The following is a 20099-nucleotide window of genomic DNA, read 5'->3' as shown; positions in this document are numbered from 1 at the left end:
ACGAAATCGTTATCGATAACGTTTCCTATCGCAGAATTCCGTCCTGGTCGCGCCCCACGACCACCGCCATGCTAGCCGCACGCGGCACCCGCCCCCGGGTGGCGCGCGGTGTCACGCCTGCGGCAGGTACTCGAACCCCTCGACGTGCGCCACGGTGTCCGTCGGCCGCCCGTTGCTCGTGGCGTACACGCCGATCCACAGCCCCAGGAACCCGCCGGTCGTCACCGAGTCGAGCGCGCGACCGTCGACGGACGCGACCGTCGCCGGCTCGCGGTCGCCCGCCGCCGCGAGCAGCTGGTAGTCCTGCCCGCGCGCCCGCACGGCCAGCGTCACGGGCCCGTCCCGATCGGGCAGCACCAGCTCCCCCAGCCGGGTGTCGACACCCCGCCGGCGGTGGACCGCGACCACCCGACGTCCCTGGCCGCCATCGAGGAACAGCCGCACGTGGTCGTCCTCCGACTGGCGCACCGCGAGCCCGCACTCCTCCCCCGGACCGAGCGCGACGCGGACGATCGCGCGCACGTCCACGTCGGAGTGCTGCTGACGCACCGCGACGAACGCCGGCGTGACCGGGTCGGTCAGCGTGCTCGGTCGCAGGCTCAGGTCCCAGCCGTCGCCCCGCGCGGTCGCGAACCCTGCCGCGGGACCCCGCAGCGACGTCCACCGCGGGTCGTCCGGCCGGACCGTCCCGGACTCGGAGCCCTGGGCGACCCCGGGGCGTGCCGGCCCGGCGAAGGGCACCTCTACCTGGGCGGTGACGCGGCCGACGCCGGGGGCGAACACGGGCCAGCCGTCCTCCCAGGCGACGGGCACGAGGAACGTCTCGCGGCCGAGGTTGTAGTGGTAGCCGCCGTAGGGGCGCATCCCGAGCAGGACGGCCCACCAGCTGCCGTCGGCCGCCTCCACCAGGTCGGCGTGCCCGACGCCGACGACGTCCGACCCGGTTCCGAGGTGCCGGTGGGTCAGCACCGGGTTGCCCTTGTTGCCGACGTACGGCCCGGTCACCGACTCCGCCCGCGCGACCGAGACGGCGTGGTGGAACTCGGTGCCGCCCTCCGCCGCGAGCAGGTAGTACGTCCCGTCGACCTTGTACAGGTGGGGCGCCTCGGCCCAGACGACGTCGCGCAGGGCGCCGTTCCAGACCACGTGCTCCGGACCCACGAGCGACCTCGTCGCCGGGTCGAGCTCGCGCACCCACACCTCGGTCTGGTCGTGCCACTGCGGCTCGCGGGCCAGCCGGGTGCCGTGCACCCAGACCCGGCCGTCGTCGTCGAAGAAGATCGACGGGTCGATCCCGTCCTCGTCGAGCCACACAGGGTCCGACCACGGCCCGGCCGGGTCGGTCGCGGTCATGAGGAAGTTGCCGCCCCGCGTCGCGTCCTTCTGGTCGACCAGCGTGCAGACCAGCCAGAACGTGCCGTCGTGGAACCGGAGCGTGGGCGCGTACAGGCCGCCCGACGAGGCGATCCCGGCGTAGTCGAGCTGGTCCGCCCGGTCGGCGACGTGGCCGATCTGCTGCCAGCTCGCCAGGTCGGTGCTGTGGAAGACCGGCAGGCCCGGGAAGTACTCGAACGTCGAGGTCACCAGGTAGAAGTCCTCCCCCACCCGGCAGATCGACGGGTCGGGGTAGCAGCCCGGCAGCAGAGGGTTGCTGACGAGCGTCATGCGCCGACGATCTTGACTTCCACCGAGCGCGCGTCGGCGGTGGTGACCTCGTGGACGCCGCCGGTGATCGCCACCACGGCGCGGGCCGTGGCGGTCCCGGGGATCTCGCGCGACTCGGTGGCCCGGCCGTTGGAGATGACGCCGCCGGTGGACTCCTTGACGTTCGTCCCGGCGAGCGAGGACGCCGCGTGGGAGCCGACCCACACCTCGACGTCACCGGGCTCGACCACGCGGACCATGCGCCGGTCGGAGAACGCGAACCGGGTGGTGGGCACCGAGAACGTCACCCGGCTGGACGCGCCGGGCTCCAGCTCGACGCGGGCGTAGCCCAGCAGGGCCGCGACGGGCCGGGTGATCGAGCCCTGGACGTCGTGGCCGTAGAGCTGGACCGCGTCGGCGCCCGCGACCGAGCCCGTGTTCGTCACGGTCACCGCGGCGGTGAACGTGCCGCTCGACGCGACGGTCGTGTCGACGACCAGGTCCGAGTAGGCGAACTCCGTGTAGGACAGACCGAACCCGAAGGGGCGCACCGGCGTGGAGTCCGTCGAGGTGACGTCGGACGGCCCGCCGAGGATCGGCTGCAGGTACGAGTACGGCTGCGCGCCCGTGGAGCGCGGCATCGACACCGGGAGCCGACCGGACGGGTTGACCGCGCCGGTGACGACGTCGGCGATGGCGAGGCCGCCGCCCTCACCGGGGAAGAAGGCCTGCAGCACGGCGCCCGGGMGCGCGGCGGCGCCGTCGAGAGCCCAGCCGATGGCGTAGGGCCGGCCGGTGAGCAGGACCATGACGACGGGCGTCCCCGTCTCGACCAGAGCCTCGACGAGCTGCCGCTGCACACCCGGCAGGTCGAGCGACTCGGAGTCGTTGCCCTCGCCGACGGTCCCCCGGCCGAACAGCCCCGCCTGGTCGCCGACGACGACGACCGCGACGTCGGCACCCTGTGCGGCGGCGACGGCGTCGGCGAACCCGGAGGTGTCGTCACCCTCGACCGTGCAGCCCTCGGCGAACACGAGCTCCGGCCGCGTCAGGCCGGCCCGGTCGAACGCCGTGTCGAACCCCTCGAGGACCGTCGGGATCTCGAAGCCCATCGGGAGCTCGGGGTGGTGGGCCAGCACGTGGTTGGCGAACGAGTAGCAGCCCATGAGGGCTTCCGCGCGGTGCGCGTTCGGGCCGACCACGGCCACGCGCGCCGGCGGGGACGCCCACGCGTTGAGCGGTAGCACGCGGTCGTGGTTCGACAGCAGGACGACCGACTCCTCGGCGAGCCGGCGGGCCAGCTCCTGGTGCCGGGCCGAGTTGAGGTCGACGTCCGTCGGCGGCTCGTCCTCGAAGGCGTCGGGGTCGAGGAGGCCGAGCTCCTCCTTCTGGGCGAGGGCGCGCAGCACGGCCCGGTCGACGAAGGCCTCGTCGAACGCACCGGCGCGGACGCGGTCGGCCAGCGGCTGCAGGTAGGCGTCACCGGTGGGCAGCTCGATGTCGATGCCGGCCTCGAGCGCGAGTGCGGCCGCCTCGCCGCGGTCGGCGGCGATGGCGTGCATGACCTGCAGGAACGCGACCGCGAAGTAGTCGGCCACGACGACGCCGTCGAAGCCCCACCGCTCCCGCAGGACCTCGGTCAGGTACTGCGTGCTCGACGCCAGGGGCACGCCGTCGATGTCGACGTAGGCGTTCATCACCGAGCGGGCTCCGCCGTCGAGCACGGCCATCTCGAACGGGGGGAGGTACGTGTCGGCGATCTCGCGCGGACCCGCGCTGACCGGCGCGTGGTTGCGGCCGGACCGCGAGCCCGAGTAGCCGACGAAGTGCTTGAGCGTGGCGTGCACGCCGGCCTCCTGGAGGCCCTGCACGTACGCGGTACCGATGGTGCCGACGAGGTACGGGTCCTCGCCGATGCACTCGTCGACGCGCCCCCACCGCGGGTCCCGCACGACGTCGAGGACCGGCGCGAGACCCTGGTGGATGCCCAGCTCGCGCATCGAGGCGCCGATCTCGCGCGCCGCCTCGTGCACGAGCTCCGGGTCGAACGACGCGCCCCACGCCAGCGGCGTCGGATAGGTCGCGGCCTGCCAGGCGGCCAGCCCGGTGAGGCACTCCTCGTGGACCAGCGCGGGGATGCCCAGGCGCGTCTCGCGCTTGAGGCGGCGCTGCTCGGCCCACAGCCAGCCGGCGCGCTCGGCCGGGTCCACCGGTCGGGTGCCGTACACCCGCGTGTAGTGGCCGATGCCGTCACGCGTCACGTCGCCGAGGGCGCTGGAGGCCTTCTGGCCCGCGGCCATTTCGGACTGCATGGGCGCGACCGTGCCGTTCTGGTCGAGCCAGTAGCCCACGAGCTGGGCCAGCTTCTCCTCGAGAGTCATCTGCGCGTGCAGGGCGCGCACGCGCTCGGACACGTGAGGGATGGCGGGTACGGCGTCGACCACGGGGTCCTTCTCCTTCGTCATGACGTGGGGGTGCATCCGTCGGCGGACGGCACGGGCGGGGCGACCACGGACGCGGCGCGCCGGCCGCGTCCGTGGGTCGGACGCCGGTTCCAGCCCGGTCAGCCCTTGACCGCGCCGGTGAGGCCGCCGACGATGCGGCGCTCGAAGAGCGTGAAGAACAGCAGGGCCGGGATCATCGACAGCGACGTGAACGCGAGCACCCTCGCAGTGTCCACGGAGTACTGCGACGCGAAGGCCTGGACTCCTAGCGGGAGCGTGTAGCTGTTCTCGTTGTTGAGGATGAACAGCGGCAGGATGTAGCTGTTCCAGCTGGCGATGAACGCGAGGATCCCGACGGTCACCACGCCCGGGATGGACAGCGGGATCACCATGCGGAAGAAGAACCCGAGCCGGCTCGCGCCGTCGATCGACGCCGCTTCCTCGAGCTCCTTGGGGATCGCCCGGAGGAACGGCACGAGGATGATGACCGTGGTCGGCAGGGCGAACGCGATCTGCGGGAGGATGATGCCGGCCAGGCTGTCGCTGAGGCCCAGTCCCCGGATCATGATGTAGAGCGGCGTGATGGCCACGGTGATCGGGAACATCAGCCCGGCGGCGAAGAGCGCGTACAGGGCGGCCCGACCCGAGAAGTTGTAGCGCGCGAGCACGAAGCTGGCCGCCACGCCCAGGATGACCACGCCGATCGTGGTGCCGACGGCGCAGATCACCGAGTTGCCCACCTGGCGCCAGAAGATCGGGCTGCTCAGGACCTCGGAGTAGTTGACCACCTGCCACTTCGTCGGGAAGCCCGACGGGTCGACCGTGATCTCCGCGTTCGTGCGGAAGCCGCCGATGATGATGTAGAGCACCGGAGCGATGCAGAGCCCGACCAGCGCCCACGCCACGACGTAGGTGGCCCAGCCGGCGCGGGACAGGCTCGGCCGCTTCCGGCCGGCCAGCGGCCGCGGGGTCGTCGGGCTCAGCGGGGGCGCCGTCGTCGCGGTCATCACTTCTTTCCTTCCGTCAGGGCACCCTCGGTGTCGCGCCGCAGCACGAACCGCTGGTAGGTCAGCGCGACGATGAGCGAGATGATGAAGAGCACCACCGCGACGGCGCTGCCGTAGCCGTAGTTCGCGGCGTTGCGACCGTTGACCACCATGTAGGTGGCCATGGTCGACGTCCCGGCCGTCGCGGCCACGTACTGGCCCCAGATGATGTAGACGAGATCGAACAGCTGCAGGGCGCCGATGATCGAGAGGAACGCCCAGATCCGGATGGTGGGGCCTAGCAGCGGCAGGGTGATCCGCCGCTGGGTCTGCCAGTAGCTGGCCCCGTCGATCGCCGCCGCCTCGAACAGCTCCTCCGGGATGCTCTGCAGCCCGGCGAGGAACAGGATCACGGCGAAGCCGATGTACTTCCACGTGATGATGACCATCAGCGAGGCCATCGCGACCTTCGGGTCGGACAACCAGTCCACCGTCCAGTTCGGGAACCCGATCTTGGTCAGCAGGTCGTTGACCGCGCCGTTGGTCTGGAGCATGAGGCTCCAGCCGGTGCCGACGATCACCTCGGAGATGACGTACGGCACGAAGATCAGCACCCGCACGAGCGAGCGGCCGCGCATCTTCTGGTTGAGCAGGAGCGCGAGCAGCACCGCGGCGGGGCCCTGGAGCACCAGGGACAGGATCACGATGACGAAGTTGTGCCGCACGGCGTCGTGGAACGTCGTGTCCTGCAGGATCGTGACGTAGTTCTGCAGCCCCACGAAGTTCGTCGGCGGGCCGAAGCCCTTCCACTTGAAGAACCCGTAGTACCCGCCCAGCAGCACCGGGAAGATGACGAACGCCAGGAACATCAGCACGGCGGGGCCCGCGAGCAGGGAGATCTCGAGGCGCTGCCGCCAGGGTGAGGTGCCGACCCGGTAGACCGGGGACGACGCCGTGTCGGCGCCGTCCCCGATCTCCGAGGAACCCTCGGGCGAGGAGGTCACGGCGAGATTGCCCTCGCCCGAAGAGTTGCTCATGGTGCCGATTACTCCTTCGCCGCCGCGTCCTCGACGCCCTTGACGATGGCCGCCGAGTCGCCCTGACCGGCGAGCAGGTTCACCACGCCGGTGTTGAGCGCGTTGCCCACGTTCTGGCCGTACAGCGTGTCGAGCCACAGCGAGACGTACGGCGCCTCGTTGTACGCCGCGAGGACGTCCTTCAGGGCCGGCTCGGTGACGACGCCCTGGGCCTCCTGGCTGGCGGGCAGCGTGTGGAACGCGTTGGCGTAGCCCTCCTGGTACTTCTTCTGCATCGCGAAGTTCAGGAACTTCGAGCACTCCGGCGGGGCGTCCTTGGAGCAGGAGAAGCCGTCGAGGCCACCCATCATGGCGCCGGCCTCACCCTTGCCGCCGCTCGTCGTGGGGAAGGGGAACCAGGCCAGGTCGGCCAGGGGCTTCTTGTCCGGGGTCAGGGACGCGATCACGCCCGGGTCCCAGGCGCCCATGAGCTCCATCGCCGCCTGGTGGTTGGCCACCAGACCGGCCGACGAACCGGCACCCTGCTGGGCGGAGGTCGTCAGGAAGCCCTCGTTGAACGGCGAGGTCTTCGAGAACGCCTCGAGGTCGTCGCCCGCCTTCTTCCAGCACGGGTCGTCGAACGTCATGTCCGCGGCAGCCTTGTCCAGGGTGTCCTTGGTGCAGGCGCGCAGGGCGAAGAAGTAGTACCAGTGCGCGGCCGGCCAGGCGTCCTTGGCGCCGAGGGCGATCGGCTGGATGCCGGCAGCCTTGAGCTTGTCGACCGCAGCCTCGAGGTCCTCGATGGACTTCGGCGTGTCGGTGATGCCCGCCTGAGCGAACAGGTCCTTCGAGTAGTAGATGCCGCCCGGGAGGATCGACATCGGCATGCCGTAGACCTTGTCGTCGATGGTGAAGGCCTTGAACGCCGCGTCGCCGACCGCAGTCTTCGTCGCGTCGTCGACCTTGACCTCCTGCGCCTGCCCGGCCTCCACGACGTCGGCCAGCTTGCCGCCACCGCGCGCCATGAAGATGTCGGGGGCGTCGCCCGAGTTGAGGGCGGTCTGGAGCTTGCCGTCCATGTCCTCGTTCTGGATGGCCTGGATCTTGATGGTGACGCCGGGGTTCGCGGCCTCGAAGTCCTTGACCGTCGACTCCCAGTACGCCTTGCCCTCACCGGTGGTGGAGTTGTGCCAGAAGGTCATCTGGGTGTCGCCGCCGCTGGACGACCCGCCGTCGCCGCCGTCGTCGCCACCGCTACAGGCGGTGAGCCCAGCGGCACCCATCACCATGGCGGCTGAGACCGCCAGGAGCTTGCGAGCAATCATGAGATCTGTCCTCTTCGTCGAGTTGCACAGAGTGGAAAGCTGGCCCCTTGCTGGGCGGACCGCCGCTGCGCCCGGGCGTGACCCGGGTCAGCCGTGCTGCCCGCACTGCTCGTCACCGCCACAGGCCGGCATCGCCGCCGGTTCTGCGCCCGCCTGGCAAGGGCGGCACCACCGTTGCGAGTGGTGCAGTCTCTTCATTCACACACGCCCGGTCTCCGCTGACGGTGGGCGCAGTCGCCACTCTGGCACCGACCCGGCCGCATCGTCAAACGTTATCGATAACGTTTTACTAACGCTCGCGTCGCGGTCGGGGCACGCCCGTCGGACCACCGCCCCCGCCGACCCCTCATCCGGCGGCCGCGCGCGCCTCACGATTCGATAACGTTATCAATAACGATGTCGGCTGCCCTCGCGCCTCTGTCCGCTTCGTGCGTAACGTCCGGCCCGGAGTGGAGACGATCGCGCAAAGGAGCGCTGATGAGACGTGCACGAATCCTCACCGTCGTGGCCGGGGTGCTGGCGCTGGGTCTGACGACTCCGCCGGCCCTGGCCGCCGATCCGGTCGAGGCGCCGACGACTGTCCTGCAGAGCAACTTCGAGACCGCCGACCCCGCGCCCTGGGGACCGCGCGGGCCCGTCACCCTCACGGTGACCACGGCGGACGCGCACTCCGGCGCGGGCAGCCTCCTGACCACCGGGCGCACCGGCGACTGGAACGGACCCGCGACCGACGTCGCCGCGCTCTTCGACGCCGGGACCACCTACACGGTGTCGGCGTGGGTGAAGCTGGCCGCGGGGACCGTCGGGTCGTCGGCCGTGCACTTCACCGTCAACCAGACACCCGCGAGCAACGAGTACGCCTGGGTCGGCTCCCCCGTGGCCGCCACGGCGGACGCCTGGGTGCAGGTGACCGGCACGTACACCAAGGACGCGGCCGTCACCGCGGCCAGTCTCTACCTCGAGGCGGCGCCGATCGACGGCGCCAACCCGAGCCTCCTGCTGGACGACGTGCTGATCACGGCGCCGGCCGGCACGGGCGGCGGCACCGACCCGGACGTCGTCCCCGGAGGCGCCGTGAACCCGACCACCACGCCCGTGACCGCGGCCCGCGGCACTGGCGACGTCGCCGCGCTGACCTTCGACGACGGCCCGAACGGCGCGACCACCGGGGCGCTGCTCGACTTCCTCAAGTCGCAGGGCCTGCACGCGACGTTCTGCGTGATCGGCCAGAACATCCAGGCCGCCGGCGGTGCCGCGGTGCTGCAGCGGATCGTCGCCGAGGGCCACACCCTGTGCAACCACTCGACGACCTACGCCGACATGGGCAGCTGGACCCCCGAGCAGGTGCGCGCCGACCTCGTCGCCAACCTGGGGATCATCCGCGACGCCCTGGGGGACCCGAACGCGAAGGTCCCGTACTTCCGGGCGCCGAACGGCAGCTGGGGGCAGACCGCGGGGGTCGCTGTCTCCCTCGGCATGCAGCCTCTCGCGGTGGTCAACACGATCAGCGACTGGGAGACGCAGGACGTCCCCACCCTCACCACCAACCTGCGCGCGGCCATGAAGCCCGGCCAGGTGGTGCTCACGCACGACGGCGGCGGTGACCGCTCGGGCACGCTCGCGGCGGTGCGGACCGTGGTCACCGAGCGCCTGGCCGCCGGGTGGTCGTTCACGCTCCCCGCCGGCGGCGCCGACGACACCGGCGTCCCGACGTCGTCCCTGTCCACCGGGTTCGAGGACGGGCTCGGCGTCTGGGCCGCGCGCGGCAACGGCACCGCGCCGACCGTGGCGACGACGACCGCGGAGGCCCACGCCGGCCTGCAGTCCGCGTCCGTGTCCGGGCGCACGGACACCTGGCACGGCCTGGGCGCGCCCGTCACGGGCGTCTTCCAGACGGGCCGGACCTACCAGGTCTCCGCCTGGGTCAAGCTCGCCGCGGGCGAGGCCGGGTCCGCCGACGTGCGGATCAGCGTCCAGCGCGACAACGCCGGCTCGTCCTCGTACGACACGGTCGCCACCGCGACCGGCGTGACGGCGGGTGCGTGGGTGCAGGTGCAGGCCTCCTACACGATGGCCGCCGCCGAGAGCGCGCTGCTGTACGTCGAGACCGCGTCGGGCACGCCGTCGTTCCTCGTCGACGACATCGTCGTCACGGGGTCCACCGCTCCCCCGATCCAGCAGGACATCGCGTCCCTGCAGGACGTGCTGCCGTGGCCCGTCGGCGTCGCCATCGACGAGCGCGAGACCGTGGGCACGGGCGCGCAGCTGGTCACCAAGCACTACGACCAGCTCACGCCCGAGAACTCCATGAAGCCCGAGGCCATCCAGCCGACCGAGGGCACGTTCACGTTCGACGCCGCCGACCACCTGGTCGACTTCGCGAAGGCGAACGGGATGCGCGTGCACGGGCACACGCTCGTCTGGCACAGCCAGACCCCCGCGTGGTTCTTCCAGCACGCCGACGGCACGCCGCTGACCGACAGCGCCGCCGACCAGGCGCGGCTGCTGGCGCGCATGCGGACGCACATCGAGACCGTGGCCGACCACTACCGCACCAAGTACGGGGAGTTCGGCACCGCCGGCAACCCCATCGTCAGCTTCGACGTGGTCAACGAGGCGATCGCCGAGAGCGAGAGCGACGGGCTGCGCCGCAGCCCCTGGTACACCACGCTCGGCCCGGGCTACATCGCCGACGCCTTCGAGATCGCCTCCCAGGCGTTCAACGGCGGCGACCCCGACGGCCCGGTCCAGCTGTTCATCAACGACTACAACACCGAGCTGCCCGCCAAGCGGCAGGCGCTGCTCACGGTCCTGCAGGGGCTGCTGGCCGACGGCGTGCCGATCGACGGGGTGGGGCACCAGTTCCACATCAGCCTGTCGCAGTCCGTGGACCAGCTGCGCACGACGCTCCACACGTTCGCGACCCTGGGCGTGCTCCAGGACGTGAGCGAGCTGGACGTGCAGATCGACGGCACCGTCACCCAGGAGAAGCTGGTCGAGCAGGGCTACTACTACGCCTCGCTCTTCGCGGTGCTCCGGGAGTTCCCGGACCTGTTCGCCGTGACCCTGTGGGGTCCGTACGACAGCCGCAGCTGGCGGACCGGGGCACCCCTCCCCTTCGACGACGACCTGCAGGCCAAGCCCGCGTACTGGGGCATCGTCGACCCGAGCCGGTTGCCGACCCTCACCCGGCAGGCGAACGCCGCGCAGGCGGACGCCCCGGACGCGCTCCAGTGGCGGCTGCCGCCGCTGGTCCCCGTCTCGGGCGGCACCGGGTTCCAGCTGCGCTGGTCCGGTGACCACCTCACGGCCTACGTGCACGTCGCCGACACCACCGACGACGGTGACCAGGACACCGCGACGTTCTTCGGCTCGGGCGCTCCGGTGACGGTCACCCGGACGGCGGGCACGTCGACGGCCGACGGCTGGACGGCCGTGGTCGAGCTGCCGCTCGCCGCTCCGGGCGTCGTCGGCGCCACCGTGCCGTTCGACGTGCGGGTGGCCGACGGCAGCGGCGGGCTGGTGTCCTGGAACGACCTGGGGCACCACCAGGAGACCGGCGGACCGCTCGGCGTGATCACGCTGGTGGAGCCCGTCGGCTACGTCGCCATACCGCAGGCCCCCACGGCCCCGACCATCGACGGCACCGTCGACCCCGCGTGGGCCGACGCTCCGGTGGTCCGCACCGACGTGCAGGTGGAGGGCACCCCGGGCGCGACCGCCGAGATCCGGCTCCTGTGGCACGACGACCGCATCGACGTGCTCGCCCAGGTCACCGACCCGTCGCTCGACGCGACGAGCACGAACGCCTGGGAGCAGGACTCGGTCGAGGTCTTCCTCGACCCGGTCAACGCGAAGTCCGGTCCCTACAACCCGGCCGACGGGCAGTACCGGATCAACTACCTCAACGCGGTGTCGATCAGCGGCGACCTCGCCGTGATCGGTGACCGGCTGACCAGCGCGACCGCGGTCGTCGACGGCGGGTACGTCGTCGAGGCGTCGCTCTCGCTCGGGCACGCCGTCACGCCCGGCGACCTCGCGGGCCTGGACTTCCAGGTCAACGACGGCACGGCGGGCGTGCGCGGGTCGGTGCGGACGTGGTCCGACCCGACCGGCCGGTCGTACCAGAACACCTCCCGCTGGGGCGTGGGCCAGCTGGTCGCGCCGGCGCCGTCCGCGCCGGTGATCACCCAGCAGCCGGTGTCCGTCTCGGGCGCCCTCGGGTCGACCGTGACCCTCACCGCGGCGGCGTCGGGCTACCCCGCGCCGACCGTGCAGTGGCAGGTGCGCGGGCGGTTCCCCTGGCAGTGGACCGACGTGGCAGGGGCGACGTCCACCACGCTGTCGCTCCCCCTCACGGCGCGGCTGGACGGCGCCCGCTACCGGGCGGTCTTCACCAGCTCCGAGGGGTCGGCCACGACCGACGTCGCGACGGTGTCGGTCGACCGCGCTGCGCCGGTGGTGACGACGCAGCCCGCGTCGGTCACCGGCACGGTCGGCTCGACGGTCCGCCTGACGGCCGCCGCCACCGGGTACCCCGAGCCGACGGTCCGCTGGCAGCAGCGGTCGGCCGGCGGGTCGTGGCGCTGGGTGGCCCGGTCCGACAGCACCACGCTGAAGGTGACGGTGGGCAAGGCGCCCACCGACTACCGGGCGGTGTTCTCGAACCGGCTCGGCCAGGCGACCTCCGGGACGGCGACCGTGTCGCCGGCTCCGGTGGCGCCCAGGATCGTCGACCAGCCCCGGAACGCGAGCGCGCGGGCCGGCAAGGTCGCGCGGTTCACGGTCGACGTCTCCGGGCTCCCGGAGCCGAGCATCCAGTGGTTCGAGCAGCTGAAGGGGTCGCAGACCTGGACCCCGATCAGCGGCGCGACCGAGGACCGCCTGTCGGTCACCGCGACGGCGGCCCGGGACGGTGCCCGGTACCGGGCGGTGGCGACGAACGCCGCCGGGTCGGCGACGTCGCGCACCGTCGAGCTGGACGTGACCGGCCGCTGACGGACGGCACCGCAGAACCCCGAGGGCCCCGGATCAACCTCCACTCCGATCCGKGGCCCTCGGCCTGTCCACGCTCAGGCCTGCGACCGGCCCTGCCAGGTGCAGACGCACACCTCATTGCCCTCGGCGTCGGCGAGCACCGTGAAGGCCGGCGCCTGGGTGTCGCTGACCAGGTGACCTCCCGCGGCGATCGCGGCGGCGATGCGCTCCTGCGCCTGGTCGTGCGGGACGGTGATGTCGAAGTGGATCCGGTTGCGCTGCGGGCGCGGGGCGTCCATCTGCTGGAACCAGATCGCCGGCCCGATCCCGGCGGGGTCGGTCACCTCGTCGTCGGACGTCACCTCGTACCCCATGACGGCCGCCCAGAACGGCTGCACGGCGGGGATGTCGAGGGCGTCGATGGCCAGCTCGAGGATCTCGCTGCGGGACACGTCGCCCGTCAGCCCGAGCTCGTCGGCAGCCTTGCTCACCGTCGCGGCGAGGTCGACGTCGCGCTGCGTCAGCCCCCCGGCGTCGTGGCTCGACGTGGTGACGGTGACCTGGCCCCAGCGAAGGACGACGTCGGGGTGGTGGTTCGCCTCGTCGGCGGCCGCCGCGATCCGCGCGACGAACGCCGCCGCCGTGGTGAAGTCCGGCGCGGTGAACGTCGCCCGGAGGGTGCGCAGGAGGACGCGCCAATGCCGCGCGTCGACGGCCTCGGTGACGGCGGAGTGGCGCAGGAGCGTGGTGTCAGCCATGGCGACCACCCTGCCACCGGTCGCTCAGCGCTGCAGCGACGCCTCGGACTCCGAGTCGGCGCCGGCCCGGATGTGCCGGGTCACCCACGGCGCGAGGGCGAACATCCCGCCGGCGAACGCCAGGGCGATGAGCCCGATGGTGCCGAAGTACGCGGCGGGGGTGGCCTCCGGCGTGCCCTGGATCACCTGGGCGGCGATCGCGTTGCCGGCCGACGGCGCGAGGAACCACAGCGCCATCGCCTGCCCGCGGAACGCCCGCGGCGCCAGCAGCGTCGTCGCCGCGAGACCGACGGGCGACAGGCACAGCTCGCCGATGGTCTGGATCACGTAGACGATGACCAGCACCCACGCCGAGGTCTTCCCGCCGTCGGCGAGCCAGGAGGCCGCCGCCAGGAAGACGAAGCTCAGCGCGGCGAACGTCAGACCGAGCGCGAACTTCACGGCCGTCGGCGGGCGGTCGTCGAGCTTGATCCACAGCCACGCGAACACGGGTGCGAGCACGATGATCGCCGCCGGGTTGACCGACTGGAAGAACGCGGGCGAGATGGTGACCCCGAACATCACCAGGTCGGTGTTGTCCTTCGCGTACGACGCGAGCGTGCTGGCCGCCTGCTCGAAGATCATCCAGAAGATCATCGCGGCGATGAACAGCGGGATGTACGCCCGCAGCCGCGTGCGCTCGTGGGCGTTCACCTTGGGCGAGCGGAACATGACGATGAACGTCGCGACGGGCGCCGCGAAGGCCAGGTAGGAGACGGCGTCGATGAACGCCGGCAGCCCGAAGCCGCCCTCGACGATCCAGCCGGCCGCGACCGCGAGCGCGACACCCAGCAGCACGATCAGGAACAGGCGCACGACCGCCGGCCGGTCCTGGGGCGTCAGCGGGTTCGGGGGGACGTCGCCGGCGCCACCCAGGTACTTGCGGCCCGCGACGAAGAACACCAGCGCGATCGCCATGCCGACCGCGGCGACCGCGAAGCCCGCGTGGTACCCGCCCGCCGTCTGCGCCGCCCCGACCAGGAACGGCGCGGCCAGCGAGCCGATGTTGATGCCCATGTAGAAGATCGAGAAGCCGGAGTCGCGGCGCGGGTCGTCGCGGTCGTACAGCTCCCCGACCATGCTGGACACGTTCGGCTTGAGCAGGCCGGTGCCCAGCGCCACCAGCACGATGCCGATGTAGGAGAACAGCGCCTGCGGGACGGTGAGGAACACGTGGCCGGCCGCGATGATGATGCCGCCGTAGAGCACCGAGCGTCGGGCACCGATCACCCGGTCAGCCAGCCAGCCGCCGAGCACCGACAGCAGGTACACCGAGGAGCCGTAGATGGCGACGAGCGCCTCGCCGGACGTCTGCTCGATCCCCAGGCCGCCGTTGGCCACCGTGTCGGTCAGGTAGTACAGCAGGATGGCGCGCATCCCGTAGTAGCTGAACCGCTCCCACAGCTCGGTGCCGAACAGCGTGAGCAGGCCGAGTGGCTGGCCGAAGAACGCCCTGTCGCTCGGCAGCGTGTCGGCCTTGCGGCCGGACGGCGCTCCCCCCGCTTGCGCGTCGCTCATGCAAGCCATCGTGGCCTCACCTGTGCGCGGCGCACCACCCCGCGCGGGGCGGCCTCCCCGCGGTTACCGTCGCCGGGTGCCCACGATCCACTGGTTCCGCCGCGACCTGCGGCTCGCGGACAATCCCGCGCTCGGCGCGGCGGTGACGGAGGCGCGGGCCGACGACGACGAGGTCGTGCCCTTGTTCGTCGTCGACCCGTCGCTCTGGACGACGTCCGGCGCGCCCCGGCTCGCGTACCTCGCGCGGAGCCTCCGGGCGCTCGACGAGGCGCTGGGTGGCCGCCTGGTAGTCCGGCACGGATCCCCGGCCGCCGTGGTGCCGGCGCTGGCGGAGGAGGTCGGCGCGCCGGCCGTGCACGTCACCGCCGCGACCGAGCCATACGGTCGCCGGCGGGACGACGCCGTCGAGCGGGCGCTCCGGGTGCCCCTGGTCCGGACCGGCAGTCCGTACGCCGTGGCGCCGGGCCGCCTGACCACGCAGGGCGGGACCCCGTTCCAGGTGTTCACGCCGTTCCGGGGAGCCTGGCTCGACCACGGCTGGGCTGCGCCCGCGCCACGGCCGCGGTCCGTGCCGTGGGCGGACGTCCGTTCCGACGACCTCCCCGACGCCCCCGCAACCGACGTGCGGCTGCCGGCGGCCGGCGAGCGCGCCGCGCACGAGCGGTGGACCTCGTACCTGCACGGTGACCTGGCGCAGTACGGGACGCTGCGCGACCGGCCCGACCTCGACGCGACGTCGATGCTCTCGATCCCGCTGAAGTACGGCGAGCTCCACCCGCGGACCCTGCTCGCGGACCTCGCGGCAGCGCCGTTCGACGTCACGACGTTCCGCTCCGAGCTGGCGTGGCGGGAGTTCCACGCCGACGTGCTCTGGCACCACCCTGGGGCGGCGAGCCGGTCGCTGCGGACCGTCGTCCCCGACGACTCGTGGGACGACGGCGACGCCTCGTTCGCCGCGTGGGCCGCGGGCCGGACCGGGTACCCGTTCGTCGACGCCGGCATGCGGCAGCTGCGGGCGCTCGGCTGGATGCACAACCGTGTGCGCATGGTCGTCGCGTCGTTCCTGGTCAAGGACCTGCACGTGCGCTGGCAGCGCGGCGCCGCGCACTTCATGGAGTGGCTGGTGGACGGGGACGTGCCGCAGAACCAGCTCAACTGGCAGTGGGTCGCCGGCACCGGCCGCGACGCCGCGCCGTACTTCCGCGTGTTCAACCCGGTGACGCAGGGCGAGAAGTTCGACCCCGACGGTGCGTACGTCCGCGAGTGGGTGCCGGAGCTGCGCGGCATCCCCGGCCGTGCCGTGCACCAGCCCTGGAAGCTCGGGCTCGAGGCGCCCGAGGACTACCCGGACCGCATCGTGGACCACGCGGCGGAGCGCAAGGTCGCCCTCGACGACTTCCACCGCGGCCGCGGCTGACGCTCGCCGAGCCGAGCGCACGGCGCGTCCGCCGCGCGGGGTCGTGCGCTCCTCTGGCGCCTCGCGCCAGCGCGCCGCGCCGCCGGCTGCGGCCGAACCTGCGGCACTTGGTACCGGAGGGGCCGATGGGGCGCGCCGGGCGTTCCATCCGCATCGTGCGTCACAAGTGCGGCAGGGTCCGACGGCGCTCCGGCCCCGACGAGCCCTCACCCGAGAGCGAGGTGCGCGGCTACGGGATCTGGCTCGCCCGGAACTCGTCCTCGAGCAGCGACATGATGATGCCGTCGCAGTAGCCCGGGCCGTCGCGGTAGGCGTCGCGCTTGCGGCCCTCCACCCGGAAGCCGAGGTTCTCGTACAGCGACTTCGCGCGCGCGTTGATGCTGAGCACGTCGAGCTCCACGCGGTGCAGGGCGAGCCCGTCGAAGGCCAGCCCGAGGATCAGCTGGATCGCCTCGGTGCCGTAGCCGCGGCCGCGGTAACCCGGGCGCATCGCGAGCCGCAGGTTGGCGGACCGCACGACCTCGTCGATCTCGTTCAGCACGATCTCACCGAGGTACTCATCGGACGCCGTCGTGGTGACCGCGAGGTCGATGCGGCCCTCGACCGAGGCGATCGTGGCGCACCAGTCGTCGATCTGCTTGCGCGTGAACACCTGCGTGGTGCCCGTGAGCCGGTTGCCGTCGGCGTCGTTGACGGACTCCCACATCCCGTCCGCGTCGCCAGCCCGGATGGGTCGGAGCACGATCATCTCGCCCTGGAGCGTGGGCTTCTCCATCGCTGCCTCCTGTCGCCGATCGCGAACGCTACGGCGTGGGTGTGCCAGGGACGTTACCGGCGGATCACGGCGCGCGTCTGCCGGATCGCCGGAGAGCCGCAACGTCCGCACTCGAGGGGGCTCTGACCTTCTCGAGTGCGGACGTTGCGGGCTGTCAGGAGCCGATTCGCTCCAGCAGCAGCTCGCGGACCCGGCCGGCGTCGGCCTGCCCGCGGGTCGCCTTCATGACCGCACCGATGATCGCGCCGACCGGGCCGAGGTTGCCCGACCGGATCTTCTCGGCGATGTCCGGCTGCGCGGCCAGTGCGGCGTCGATCGCCTCGAGCAGCGGGCCGTCGTCGGACACGACCTCGAGCCCGCGCGCGACCAGCACCGCCTCGGGGTCGCCCTCGCCCGCGAGCACGCCCTCGAGCACCTGGCGGGCCAGCTTGTCGTTGATCCGGCCGTCGTCGACCAGCTTCTGCAGCTGCCCCACCTGGGTCGGCGTCACCGGCAGGTCCGCCAGCTCGATCTCCTGCTGCTTGGCCGTCCGGGCCAGCTCGCCCATCCACCACTTGCGCGCGGCAGCCGGGCTGGCGCCCGCAGCGATCGTGGTCTCGATGAGCTCGACGGCGCCGGCGTTGACGACGTCGCGCATCTCGGCGTCGGCGTACTGCCACTCCCCCTGCAGCCTGCGGCGGCGGGCAGCAGGCAGCTCGGGCAGCCCGGCGCGGATCTCCTCGACCCACGCGCGGTCCGGGGCGATGGGGACGAGGTCGGGCTCCGGGAAGTACCGGTAGTCCTCGGCGTCGGACTTCACTCGGCCCGACGCCGTGGTGCCGGTGTCCTCGTGCCAGTGCCGCGTCTCCTGGATGATCGGCACGCCGGCGTCGAGCACGCCCGCCTGCCGGCTCACCTCGTAACGCACGGCCCGCTCGACCGACCGGAACGAGTTGACGTTCTTGGTCTCGGTGCGGGTGCCCAAGGGGCTGTCCACGGAAGGCCGCAGCGACACGTTGACGTCGGCGCGCACGTTGCCGCGCTCCATCCGCGCCTCGGAGACCTCGAGCGCACGGAAGATGTCGCGCAGCGTCTGCACGTAGGCGCGCGCGACCTCGGGCGCCCGCTCCCCCGCGCCGGTGATCGGCTTGGTGACGATCTCCACCAGCGGGATGCCCGCGCGGTTGTAGTCGACGAGCGAGTACTCGGCGCCGTGGATGCGCCCGTCGGAGCCGCCGATGTGCGTGTTCTTGCCGGCGTCCTCCTCCATGTGCGCGCGCTCGATGTCGACGCGGAAGATGCTGCCGTCGTCCAGCTCGACGTCGACCCAGCCCTCGTACGCGATGGGCTCGTCGTACTGGGACGTCTGGAAGTTCTTGGGGACGTCCGGGTAGAAGTAGTTCTTCCGCGCGAACCGGCACGTCTCGGCGATCGAGCAGTTCAGCGCGAGGCCGATGCGGATCGCGTACTCGACCGCGACCGCGTTGACGGCCGGCAGCGCGCCCGGCAGCCCGAGCGAGACCGGCGTGACCTGCGTGTTCGGCTCGGCGCCGAACGTGACCTCGGCGCCGTCGAACATCTTGGTGCGCGTGCCCAGCTCGACGTGCACCTCGATGCCGATGACCGTGTCGTAGCGCGCGACGGCGTCGTCGTAGTCCACCAAGGTGCTCATCGTCCGACCTCCAGCTCGGGCGCGCGCGACAGCAGCGGACCCTCCCACGACTGCTCCAGCATCATCTCGAGCGCGGCCCCGACCCGGTACAGGCGGTCGTCGGCCTTCGCAGGCGCGAGCACCTGGAACCCGACCGGCAGGCCGTCGTCCGACAGGCCGCTCGGCAGCGACAGGCCCGGCACGCCCGCCAGGTTGGCCGGGATGGTCGCGACGTCGTTGAGGTACATGGCCAKCGGGTCGTCCAGCTTCTCGCCCAGCTTGAACGCCGTGGTCGGCGCCGTCGGGGAGACGAGCACGTCCGCGGCCTCGAACGCGGCCGTGAAGTCGCGCTGGATGAGCGTGCGGACCTTCTGCGCCGAGCCGTAGTAGGCGTCGTAGTAGCCCGCCGACAGGGCGTAGGTGCCCAGGATGATGCGGCGCTTGACCTCGTCGCCGAACCCCTGCCCGCGCGTGGCGGACATGACGCGCTCCGCGGTCGGGTTGTCTTCGGGGATGACCCGCAGCCCGAACCGCATGCCGTCGAACTTGGCCAGGTTGCTCGACGCCTCGGCCGGCAGGATCAGGTAGTACGCCGCGAGGGCGTACGTGAAGTGCGGGCACGAGACCTCGACGATCTCGGCGCCCGCGCCGCGCAGCAGCTCGAGCGACTCCTCGAACCGGGCGAGCACGCCCGCCTGGTAGCCCTCGCCCTGCAGCTCCCGGATGACGCCGACGCGCACGCCGGACAGGTCGCCGGTCGCGCCCTCGCGGGCCGCGGCGACGAGCGCCGGCAGCGGCTCGTCGATCGAGGTGGAGTCGCGCGGGTCGTGCCCGCCGATGAGCTCGTGGAGCAGGGCCGAGTCGAGGACCGTGCGGGTCACGGGACCGGCCTGGTCCAGCGACGAGGCCAGCGCGATGAGCCCGTACCGGGAGACGCCGCCGTACGTCGGCTTGACGCCGACCGTGCCGGTGACGGCGGCGGGCTGGCGGATCGAGCCGCCGGTGTCGGTGCCGATGGCCAGCGGCGCCTCGTACGCAGCGACCGCCGCGGCGGACCCGCCCCCGGACCCGCCGGGGATCCGGTCGAGGTCCCACGGGTTGTGCGTGTTGCCGTAGGCCGAGTGCTCGGTCGACGACCCCATGGCGAACTCGTCCATGTTGGTCTTGCCCAGGATGGGCAGCCCCGCGGCCTTGATCTTCTCCACCAGGGTCGCGTCGTACGGCGGGATCCAGCCCTCGAGGATCTTCGATCCTGCGGTCGTCGCCAGACCCTTGGTCACGACGACGTCCTTGACCGCGATCGGCACGCCCGCGAGCGCGTGCAGCGACTCCCCGGCGGCGCGGCGCGCGTCGACGTCGGCGGCCGTGGCCAGCGCGGCATCGCTGCTGACCTGGAGGAACGCGTGGATCGCTCCGTCGACATCGGCGATCCGGTCGAGGTGCGCCTGCGTCGCCTCGACGCTGGACACCTCCTTCGCGGCCAGCTTGTCCGCGAGCACGGCGGCGGAGAGGCGCGTGAGGTCGGTGCTCATCTGTCGCCCTCCCCCTGCGTTCCGTTCCCGGCGGGTGC

General features: G+C 72.1%; 12 protein-coding genes. 2 read left to right on the top strand and 10 right to left on the bottom strand.

Going from position 1 to position 20099, the window contains the following annotated elements; translation table 11 throughout:
• Positions 1-111: 111 nt before the first annotated feature.
• The 5 genes from AC1DQC_RS07995 to AC1DQC_RS07975 all read right to left on the bottom strand — a co-directional run bounded on the left by AC1DQC_RS07995 (position 112) and on the right by AC1DQC_RS07975 (position 7415).
• Positions 112-1665 (bottom strand): glycoside hydrolase family 43 protein, encoded by a 1554-nt coding sequence (locus AC1DQC_RS07995; protein ID WP_477050693.1) that lies wholly within the window; start codon positions 1663-1665, stop codon positions 112-114.
• Positions 1662-4109 (bottom strand): beta-xylosidase/alpha-l-arabinosidase, encoded by a 2448-nt coding sequence (locus tag AC1DQC_RS07990; protein WP_477050692.1) that lies wholly within the window; start codon positions 4107-4109, stop codon positions 1662-1664. The genes AC1DQC_RS07995 and AC1DQC_RS07990 overlap by 4 nt, the downstream gene beginning before the upstream one ends.
• A 98-nt stretch (positions 4110-4207) precedes the next feature.
• Positions 4208-5095, bottom strand: coding sequence for a carbohydrate ABC transporter permease (locus AC1DQC_RS07985; RefSeq protein WP_477050691.1), 888 nt, complete (start codon positions 5093-5095; stop codon positions 4208-4210).
• A complete protein-coding gene (locus AC1DQC_RS07980) occupies positions 5095-6111 on the bottom strand; it encodes a carbohydrate ABC transporter permease (RefSeq protein ID WP_477050690.1) in 1017 nt (338 codons plus the stop codon). The genes AC1DQC_RS07985 and AC1DQC_RS07980 overlap by 1 nt, the downstream gene beginning before the upstream one ends.
• Positions 6112-6119: 8 nt before the next feature.
• Complete coding sequence (locus AC1DQC_RS07975) at positions 6120-7415, bottom strand: extracellular solute-binding protein (protein WP_477050689.1); 1296 nt, start codon at positions 7413-7415, stop codon at positions 6120-6122.
• 477 nt (positions 7416-7892) lie between these two features.
• Between AC1DQC_RS07975 and AC1DQC_RS07970 the strand changes: the two genes are divergently transcribed.
• Positions 7893-12413 carry an endo-1,4-beta-xylanase gene (locus tag AC1DQC_RS07970; protein WP_477050688.1) on the top strand — a complete coding sequence of 1507 codons (4521 nt, stop codon included), beginning with the start codon at positions 7893-7895 and terminating at the stop codon, positions 12411-12413.
• 74 nt (positions 12414-12487) lie between these two features.
• Here AC1DQC_RS07970 and AC1DQC_RS07965 read toward each other — a convergent pair whose 3' ends face one another.
• Together AC1DQC_RS07965 and AC1DQC_RS07960 are read right to left on the bottom strand one after the other, a co-directional pair.
• The gene (locus AC1DQC_RS07965) at positions 12488-13150 is read right to left on the bottom strand and encodes a VOC family protein (protein WP_477050687.1); all 663 of its coding nucleotides are present in this window, start codon (positions 13148-13150) and stop codon (positions 12488-12490) included.
• 24 nt (positions 13151-13174) lie between these two features.
• Positions 13175-14707 (bottom strand): peptide MFS transporter, encoded by a 1533-nt coding sequence (locus tag AC1DQC_RS07960; RefSeq protein ID WP_477050686.1) that lies wholly within the window; start codon positions 14705-14707, stop codon positions 13175-13177.
• Between the two features lie 76 nt (positions 14708-14783).
• Between AC1DQC_RS07960 and AC1DQC_RS07955 the strand changes: the two genes are divergently transcribed.
• Positions 14784-16124: a cryptochrome/photolyase family protein gene (locus tag AC1DQC_RS07955; RefSeq protein ID WP_477050685.1), complete on the top strand. Its 1341-nt coding sequence runs from the start codon at positions 14784-14786 to the stop codon at positions 16122-16124.
• Positions 16125-16353: 229 nt separating this feature from the next.
• Here AC1DQC_RS07955 and AC1DQC_RS07950 read toward each other — a convergent pair whose 3' ends face one another.
• The 3 genes from AC1DQC_RS07950 to gatA form a co-directional block, all read right to left on the bottom strand.
• Entirely contained in the window at positions 16354-16899 is a 546-nt protein-coding gene (locus AC1DQC_RS07950) for a GNAT family N-acetyltransferase (protein WP_477050684.1), read from the bottom strand.
• Positions 16900-17053: 154 nt separating this feature from the next.
• Positions 17054-18550 (bottom strand): Asp-tRNA(Asn)/Glu-tRNA(Gln) amidotransferase subunit GatB, encoded by a 1497-nt coding sequence (gene gatB, locus AC1DQC_RS07945; protein WP_477050683.1) that lies wholly within the window; start codon positions 18548-18550, stop codon positions 17054-17056.
• Positions 18547-20061 carry an Asp-tRNA(Asn)/Glu-tRNA(Gln) amidotransferase subunit GatA gene (gene gatA, locus AC1DQC_RS07940; RefSeq protein ID WP_477050682.1) on the bottom strand — a complete coding sequence of 505 codons (1515 nt, stop codon included), beginning with the start codon at positions 20059-20061 and terminating at the stop codon, positions 18547-18549. Before gatA ends, gatB begins: the two co-directional genes overlap by 4 nt.
• Between the last annotated feature and the right edge of the window lie 38 nt (positions 20062-20099).

This window comes from Cellulomonas sp. P4_H12 (assembly GCF_056400905.1).
Note: the sequence above shows the minus strand (reverse complement) of the source record. Positions and strands in the feature narration are given on the sequence as shown.